This window comes from Devosia sp. (assembly GCF_028290625.1).
In the GTDB taxonomy this organism is placed as follows: Bacteria; Pseudomonadota; Alphaproteobacteria; order Rhizobiales; family Devosiaceae; genus Devosia.
This window is the reverse complement of record NZ_JAQGJM010000032.1, coordinates 33,098-40,767: the sequence shown is the minus strand read 5'-3', so window position 1 is coordinate 40,767 and position 7,670 is coordinate 33,098. Positions and strand designations below refer to the sequence as shown.

Here is a 7,670-nt window from a genome sequence, read left to right as displayed (position 1 = left end):
TTATGCGATCCACCCTTCCCCCCCAACTCAGCCCAACACCCTCCCCCTTGCGGGGAGGGCGGGGAAGGGGTGGGCAACACGCCCCAACTTCTCTCTTCCCAACGGGCGAGCGAGTGGCATTTCACACCCCCGCCGATCCCAAGAACCCACCACCGAATCCTTGACACCGCCCCCACACCAGTCAAAAACTATCGCCAACAAAAACACCGCGTATGTCATCACCCATTTCTGACGTACGTACCACAGGGAGGAGCCGACATGCGCACCATCAAAGGGCCGGCAATCTTTTTGGCCCAGTTCGCCGGGGATCAGGCCCCCTTCGATACGCTCGACAACATCTGCGGCTGGGCCGCAAGTCTCGGCTACAAGGGCGTCCAGATTCCAAGCTGGGTCTCGAGCTTCATCGATCTGGAAAAAGCCGCCACCTCCCAGGCCTATGCCGATGAAATCCGCGGCATTGTCGAAAAGCACGGCCTCGAGATCACCGAGCTTTCCACTCACCTTCAGGGCCAGCTCGTCGCCGTCCATCCGGCCTATGACGCCCAGTTCGATGGTTTCGCGCCGGCATCGGTCCACAACAACCCCAAGGCCCGACAGGAATGGGCGGTCCGGCAGTTGATGTTCGCCGCCAGAGCATCGAAGAACCTTGGCCTCACCGAACACGCCACCTTCTCGGGCGCGCTCGCCTGGCCCTATGTCTATCCCTGGCCGCAGCGCCCCGCCGGCCTTGTCGAAGAAGCCTTCGATGAACTGGCCCGCCGCTGGACGCCGATCCTCAATGAATTCGACAATAACGGCGTCGATCTCTGCTACGAAATCCACCCCGGCGAAGACCTGCACGACGGCGTCACCTACGAGATGTTCCTCGATCGCGTGAACAACCACCCGCGCGCCAATCTGCTCTACGATCCCAGCCACTTCGTGCTGCAGCAACTCGATTATCTCGATTACATCGACATCTATCACGAGCGCATCAGGATGTTCCACGTCAAGGATGCCGAGTTCAACCCGACCGGCCGCCAGGGCGTCTACGGCGGATTCCAGTCCTGGATCAACCGGGCAGGGCGCTTCCGCTCGCTCGGCGACGGCCAGGTCGATTTCGCCTCGATCTTCTCCAAGATGGCGCAATATGACTTTGCCGGTTGGGCCGTGCTCGAATGGGAATGCGCCATCAAGCATCCTGAAGACGGGGCTCGCGAGGGCGCCGAATTCATCAAAAATCACATTATTCGCGTCACCGAACACGCCTTCGACGATTTCGCGTCGTCGGGTACGGACCTTGCCGCCAATCGCAAAATTCTCGGGCTCTGAGGGGAACAAAAATGGCTGAAACTGGCGCAAGGCGCATTCGTCTGGGCATGGTCGGCGGCGGCACGGGGGCCTTTATCGGCTACGTGCACCGCGTCGCCTCCCGCATCGATGGGGATTACGATCTGGTGGCCGGCGCGCTGTCGTCGCGCCCCGAAGTCGCAAAAGAGTCCGGTCGCAATATCGGGCTGGCCGAAGACCGCATCTACACCAGCTACGAAGAGATGGCCCGCGCCGAAGCGGCTCGTCCCGACGGCATCGAGGCGGTGTCGATCGTCACGCCGAATCACATGCATTTCGGCCCGGCCAAGGCCTTCCTGGAAGCCGGAATCCACGTGATCTGCGACAAGCCGATCACCTCGACGCTGGAAGACGCGCGCGCTTTGGCCAACATCAAGCCGAAGAACGGCGCCAAGTTCCTGCTGACCCACAATTACACCGGCTACCCGTTGATCCGACAGGCCCGCCAACTGGTGGAATCGGGCGCATTGGGCACTATCCGCGTCATCCAGGCCGAATATCCGCAGGATTGGCTCACCGAGGCCGCTGCGGATGATAACAAGCAGGCGTCCTGGCGCACCGATCCGGCCCGCTCCGGCGCCGGCGGCGCCATCGGCGATATCGGCACTCACGCCTATAATCTGCTGCGCTTTGTCACCGGCCTCAAGACCGAGGCGGTCTCGGCCGATCTGACCAGCTTCGTGGCCGGCCGCCAGCTCGACGATAACGTGCACATCATGCTGCGCTTCCAGGGCGGCGCCAAGGGCATGCTCTGGGCCAGCCAGGTGGCCGTCGGCTGCGAAAACGGTCTGCAATTGCGCGTCTATGGCGACAAGGGCGGCCTGGAATGGCGCCAGGACAATCCGAACTACATGTGGTTCACCGAGTTCGGCAAACCCAAGCAGCTGCTGACACGCGGCGGTGCCATCTCCGGCAATGCCGCCTCGACCATGAACGTGCGCGTCCCCTCCGGCCATCCCGAAGGGTACCTGGAAGCTTTCGCCACGCTCTACAGCCAGTTCGCCGAAGTCATCCGCGGCAACGGCGCCGCCTATGACGGCCTGCTGCCAACCCTGGCCGATGGCGTCGAAGGCATGGAATTCATCGTCGCCTCGGTGAAATCCAGCAAAGCCGATGGCAAGTGGACCAAGCTCAGCGAGGTCTAAGTCCCGGGACATTGGATGCAGAGGGCGCAGATCATTGAATCTGCGCCCTTTTTTGTTGGAGCAAGCAACGCGTCCAACGCAGTGTCTACGCCATATCCTTACAGTGCTACGTAGCGATCGCGGCGGTGGTTGATGGCGACAAACAGGTTGAGCACTAATGCGCCAAGAGCTGAATAGGCGATAGCCATCGGCGTCAGGAACGCGAAGGACGCGGCAAAAATCAGCACATCGCCGGCCAGAAGCACGAGGCCAGCGCGCCAGCCGAAACGATCCTGAAGATAGAAGGCCAGGATCGAAATGCCGCCCACACTGGCGCCGTGCCGGAACACGGCCAACATGCCATAGCCGATCAATATGCCCGCCAGCGTCACTCCGAATAACGGATCGAGCCGCTCGAAGGCGAGCATTTGTGGTAACCAGGCGGTGACCACGGAGAGGGCAGCAACGACGAAGATGGTTTTGATTGTGAAGGCCCGACCCATCCGCAATATGGCCAAGCCGAAGAACGGCAGATTGCATAGGAAATAGACGACGCCGAAGTTCCAGCCGGTGGCGTAGCGGATCAGTAGTGAGACACCGGCGATGCCGCCAACGAAAAAGCCGAGATGAGCGAGCACGGAAATGCCTAGGGCCACCAGCAGCAGGCCAGTGCCAATGCCTTGAACATCCTCTAGCGGACTGTGCTTGGTGGCAGTGGCATTCCATCGTCCTAGGCGCAATTTATCGGTCCCGACCACATGCTCATCAGCCGATACTGCCGCATGTCGAGGCAAATCAAAATCGATGAAAGTGCAAGGCTGTCTATTGCAGCCGTTTGACGCGAAAACCTTCCTTTTCGAGCAAGTCCACTACGCTCCCATCGCCCATCAGGTGTCCGGCGCCGACGACGATCAGGTCTTGCTCGTTGTCGGCCAGCATGGTGTCGATCTTGGCGACCCAGTTCTTATTGCGGTCGAAGATCAGGCGCTGGGTGAAGGCGTCGTAGCCGGCCAGGTCGTCGAAGAAGGCATCGGCCATCACGTCCGGCGTGCCGGCGGCCCAGGCGGTGACCATGGCGTCGAGCTGGCCGGGCAGGTCATCGAGCTTGTCGAGCGTATCGACCAGCATGCCGACCTGCTCCTCCTGCGGCGCGCTGGCGAGGAAACTGAGTTGCTCGTCGCTGGTCTCGAAATAGGCCTTCCGCTCGGGGGGCAGTTCGCGCTGCAAGGCAATATCCACCCCGCTATTGGGATCATATCCAAGTGCGACGATCACCGCCGTGCTGATCATATTGGTGGCGAGCCAAGGCTGCATCGCCTGGATTGTCCCCACCGGCAGTCCCAATTCGGCGATGGTGGAGCGAAGGGCCGCCGCGTCCGCCGTCTCCAATTGGCTGGAAAGGGTGGTGCCGAGCGGGTTGAGCCCCATGGCCATCGCCTTGGCAAGGATCGTGCCCTGCACGGCAGCGCCGACATCGGTCTCGAAATAGACACGGTCGGCATCGGCCATGGCGCGATCAAATATGTCGGTGCGCCAGGCGGTGTCAGGCGGCAGCAGATGAAACGATCCGAACAGCCACACTTTGCTGTTTTCGTCGCTGACTTGCCAGAGGGCGGGGGCCGCATTGGCCGGAACAGCGGCAGTGAGCAGAGCAGTTGTGGCGGCGAAAACACGGATAGACATGGTCATGGTGAAATCCGGTTGGTTGTTCCCACTTTGACAGATCGCCTTCGGCCGCCAAACCAAAAACCACGATACCAGGCAGCCGCTACAGCCAATGCGCGACGCTGCCCCAGATCAGCGTCAGTCCGGACACCATCAGCAATAGCAGAATCATGCGGCGGAAGGCCTGGGCGTTGAGCCGGTGGAACAGCGAGACCCCCAGCAGGGCGGGAATCGCCAGCGCGGGGGCGATGATCGCGAACATGTGGAGCGCCTCGCCGGTGATCGAGCCGGTGAACGCGTAGATTGTCAGTGTGGTCGTGTGCATGGCGATGTTGAACGCCTGCAGCACGCCGCGCTGCGTCTCCTTGCTCCAGCCGCGCAGATTGGTCCATAGCGTCGGGACGGGTCCGGATATGCCGCCAATACCGCCCAGAACACCGCCGCCAAAGCCCGCCATGGCGTCGGCGACACGCCCGCCGCGCTCCCATTTAAAATCGTGCGGCAGCAACAGCATGATCGGGCAATAGATCAGCAGGAACACGCCAAGCCCGAATTTGAACATCGCCGGGTCGAACCAGGCCAGCAGCATGACGCCGAATGGCACGCCGATCAATCCGCCGATGAGCAATGGCAGCAGCTTCCTGAGTTCGAACCCGCGCCAGATGAAGGGCAGGGTGACCAATTGCCCCATGAGGGCGCCGAATACCGACATCGGAGCCGCCAGTTGTGGCTCGACAGCCCAGGCCCATACCGACAGCGCTACCAGCGAGAACGCAAATCCCGAAACGCCCTGCGCAAAGCCAGCGGCGGCGGCGCCGGCAAGGACGATCAGCAGCGCGGCATCCATCGACAGGGCTCCAGAAAATCAAAAGCGCCACAATGGCTTGCGGCGCTTGGGTGATTCTTTTTATGGCGAACGCCGATGCCGCTAGTGCGTCCAGGGCGTCTTGCGGTCGGATCGGAAATTGTCCGGGTAGCTCACCTTTTTAGGCGTCGCGTCATGCGCGGGCTGCACCGAGTAGGGGATGCCGTTCTTCTGCGCATAGGCCTCAGCGGCTTCGAGCGTATCGAAGGACAGCTTGATCTGCTGCCGCGTGTCGCTCGAGGTCGTGTAGCCCATCAACGGATCGATGCCGCGGGCCGAGGCCTGTTCATGCACCAGGATCCAGTCTTTGGACTTGCCCTTGCCTGACTGCATGGCGTTCGGGGCGGGGCGGTAGATTCGGGCAGTCATGCGAGGTCCTCAACAAACCTTGTTGCTGCCTGGATCATGCAGCAGGCACGAAGAAAATGCGATGGTCGGAGTACAAAGATTCGAACTTTGGACCCCTGGTTCCCAAAACCAGTGCTCTACCAGGCTGAGCTACACTCCGAGATCGCCGCATCCCGATACCGTGTCCAAACGCAAAGGGCAAGTGCGCGCACTGTTTTACATGCGCTATTGACGCTGCCGCGCCGCCACCCGAGAAAGCTACCCATGATCGATCTGACAAAACCCTGGCCCCCGGGCCTCAATCGCGACACCTGGCTGCTGTTTTTGCTCGGTTTTGTGGTCGCCGTGCTGCTGGTGGCGCAAGTTGATATCTGGGCCTCGCGTGGCGCCATCGGCTGGCCCGATGCTGGGCGGGCGCCGTTTTTTGCCATCACCGACTACGGCGTGTCCGATTGGGTGCTGATTCCCTCCCTGGCGATTTTCGTGATCGCCGTGTTCGCGGGGCATTTCCTGCGCGGCCTGCCACGGCTGGCCAGCTATGAGGTCTCGATGCTGGCCGGCTACATCTTCGTCGGCGTCGGCCTGCCCGGATTGGTGGCAAACCTGATCAAGCGCGTGATCGGCCGGGGACGCCCGGATATGTTCGACCAGTTCGGCGCTTTCAGCTTCCACAATGTCGTCAACGACTGGACCTTCCAGAGTTTCCCCTCGGGTCACGCCACAACAGCCATCGGCATTGCCTTCACCATCGGTTTCATGGTGCCTCGCATGTTCTTCTGGCTGCTGGGCTTGGGCATTCTCGTCGCCATATCGAGGGTGCCCGTGGGCATGCATTACCCCTCCGATGTGTTCGGAGGGGCCTGCCTCGGCCTGATCGGCGCCTATGTGGTGCGCTATTTTTTCGCCGGGCGCGGCTGGATGTTCAAGTTCCGCCCGGACGGTCGCATCGTGCCGAGGCCACTATGCGCCATCCGTCGCCTCTATCAGCGAGCGCGCGCGTAGCGCTCCAGCGCGGCGGCAAGGTCCGCCTTGAGGTCGTCGACACCCTCCAGCCCGATATGCAGCCGCAGCATATTGCCCTCGCGCGTCCACGGCACCGCCGTGCGCATCCTGCGGGGATTGGAGGGCATGCAGAGGCTCTCGTAGCCGCCCCAGGAATAACCCATGGTGAAAATCTTGAGGTGATCGACGAAGGCCGCCACCGCATCACGGGGCGCCGGCTTCAGCAAAATACTGAACAGGCTGCCCGAGCCGGTGAAGTCGCGTTTGAAGATCGCATGGTCCGGATGGCTGGGCAAAGCCGGGTGGAATACCGTGTCCACCTCCGTCTGGCCCTCGAGCCATGAAGCGATCGCCAGCGCGCGGCGCTCGTGCTCCTTCATGCGGATGGCCAGCGTCCGCAGGCCGCGCGCCACCAGGTAGGCATCGTCGCCGGAAGCGAAGAAGCCGAGCAGCTTGCGGATCTTTTCAACATCGTCCCAGCACGCTTCGGTCGTCGAAATGGTGCCCGCAAAGGCGTCCGAGTGCCCGACGAACATCTTGGTGCCGGCATGAATGACAATATCAGCGCCAAGCTTCAGCGGCTGGTGAAACAGCGGGCTGGCCCAGCTATTGTCCACGATCAGGCGGACGCCCGCCGCGCGCGTCGCCGCCGAGATCGCCGGCAAGTCATGCACCTCGAAGGTCACCGACCCGGGGCTTTCCGCCAGGACCGCCCGTGTGCGCGGCCCGATCATGCTGGCAATGCCCGCCCCGATATGCGGATCGAAATAGCGTGTCGTCACCCCCATCCGGGCCAGGAAGCCATCGGCAAAAGCGCGGCCGGGCTCATAGGCGGTGTCGGTGATCAACACCTCGTCGCCCGCCTTGACGCAGCTCAGCAGCGCAATGGTGATCGCTGCCAGCCCCGATGGCACCAGCTTGGTGCGATAGGCCCCCTCCAGCGCCGTGACGATGGCCTCGACACCTTCGGTAGTGGGATTGCCCGCCCGCCCGTAAAGAAACCGCTGTTCCTGCGCCTCGACATCGGCCAGGGTTTTGAACAGCACTGTCGAGCCGCGATAGACCGGCGTGTTGACGAATCCGAACTGTTCGTCGGGTTCGCGTCCAAGATGGGTGAGCAGTGTTTCGATCGATGGCGTCAGTAAATCGCCTGCGTTTTCATCAGTCATCGCACCAGCCTGCCCAAAATGAAATCACTCCCGGTATAAAGCTCAAAAAAGCGACAGCCTTACTGTCTCAACAGCCTATCGGGCCTTGACGCCCGTAGCATTAGCCGCTTCGATGGTTACCAGCATCACAACCGCCGTCAAAGCGGTGGTGCAACCGAGGGCCATCAA

At 61.7% G+C, this 7,670-nt stretch carries 8 protein-coding genes and 1 tRNA gene; 3 read left to right on the top strand and 6 right to left on the bottom strand.

Annotated elements, in window-relative coordinates:
• Positions 1-258: 258 nt before the first annotated feature.
• Positions 259-1,311 carry a sugar phosphate isomerase/epimerase gene (locus JWR51_RS17615; protein WP_299750464.1) on the top strand — a complete coding sequence of 351 codons (1,053 nt, stop codon included), beginning with the start codon at positions 259-261 and terminating at the stop codon, positions 1,309-1,311.
• Between the two features lie 11 nt (positions 1,312-1,322).
• Positions 1,323-2,474 (top strand): Gfo/Idh/MocA family oxidoreductase, encoded by a 1,152-nt coding sequence (locus JWR51_RS17610; protein ID WP_299750461.1) that lies wholly within the window; start codon positions 1,323-1,325, stop codon positions 2,472-2,474.
• A gap of 98 nt (positions 2,475-2,572) precedes the next feature.
• Here JWR51_RS17610 and JWR51_RS17605 read toward each other — a convergent pair whose 3' ends face one another.
• The 5 genes from JWR51_RS17605 to JWR51_RS17585 form a co-directional block, all read right to left on the bottom strand.
• Positions 2,573-3,193, bottom strand: a complete 621-nt coding sequence (locus JWR51_RS17605) for a YitT family protein (protein ID WP_299750458.1) — start codon at positions 3,191-3,193, stop codon at positions 2,573-2,575.
• A gap of 82 nt (positions 3,194-3,275) precedes the next feature.
• Positions 3,276-4,142 carry a TraB/GumN family protein gene (locus JWR51_RS17600; RefSeq protein WP_299750455.1) on the bottom strand — a complete coding sequence of 289 codons (867 nt, stop codon included), beginning with the start codon at positions 4,140-4,142 and terminating at the stop codon, positions 3,276-3,278.
• A gap of 79 nt (positions 4,143-4,221) precedes the next feature.
• Complete coding sequence (locus JWR51_RS17595; RefSeq protein ID WP_299750452.1) at positions 4,222-4,965, bottom strand: sulfite exporter TauE/SafE family protein; 744 nt, start codon at positions 4,963-4,965, stop codon at positions 4,222-4,224.
• An 81-nt stretch (positions 4,966-5,046) separates the two neighbouring features.
• A complete protein-coding gene (locus tag JWR51_RS17590) occupies positions 5,047-5,352 on the bottom strand; it encodes an ETC complex I subunit (protein ID WP_299730928.1) in 306 nt (101 codons plus the stop codon).
• A 62-nt stretch (positions 5,353-5,414) separates the two neighbouring features.
• Positions 5,415-5,491 (bottom strand) — tRNA-Pro (locus tag JWR51_RS17585).
• Between the two features lie 104 nt (positions 5,492-5,595).
• Here JWR51_RS17585 and JWR51_RS17580 point away from each other — a divergent pair.
• Complete coding sequence (locus tag JWR51_RS17580; RefSeq protein WP_299750449.1) at positions 5,596-6,333, top strand: phosphatase PAP2 family protein; 738 nt, start codon at positions 5,596-5,598, stop codon at positions 6,331-6,333.
• On the opposite strand, the gene metC is transcribed toward JWR51_RS17580, so the two are convergent.
• Entirely contained in the window at positions 6,315-7,502 is a 1,188-nt protein-coding gene (gene metC / locus JWR51_RS17575) for a cystathionine beta-lyase (RefSeq protein WP_299750446.1), read from the bottom strand. The genes JWR51_RS17580 and metC overlap by 19 nt on opposite strands.
• Positions 7,503-7,670 lie beyond the last annotated feature (168 nt).

What these genes read in the sequence shown, in the direction of transcription:
- JWR51_RS17615 (WP_299750464.1), top strand. Translation starts at nt 259, where the DNA reads ATGCGCACCATCAAAGGGCCGGCAATCTTTTTGGCCCAGTTCGCCGGG.
- JWR51_RS17610 (WP_299750461.1), top strand. Translation starts at nt 1,323, where the DNA reads ATGGCTGAAACTGGCGCAAGGCGCATTCGTCTGGGCATGGTCGGCGGC.
- JWR51_RS17600 (WP_299750455.1), bottom strand. Translation starts at nt 4,142, where the DNA reads ATGACCATGTCTATCCGTGTTTTCGCCGCCACAACTGCTCTGCTCACT.
- JWR51_RS17595 (WP_299750452.1), bottom strand. Translation starts at nt 4,965, where the DNA reads ATGGATGCCGCGCTGCTGATCGTCCTTGCCGGCGCCGCCGCCGCTGGC.
- JWR51_RS17590 (WP_299730928.1), bottom strand. Translation starts at nt 5,352, where the DNA reads ATGACTGCCCGAATCTACCGCCCCGCCCCGAACGCCATGCAGTCAGGC.
- JWR51_RS17580 (WP_299750449.1), top strand. Translation starts at nt 5,596, where the DNA reads ATGATCGATCTGACAAAACCCTGGCCCCCGGGCCTCAATCGCGACACC.
- metC (WP_299750446.1), bottom strand. Translation starts at nt 7,502, where the DNA reads ATGACTGATGAAAACGCAGGCGATTTACTGACGCCATCGATCGAAACA.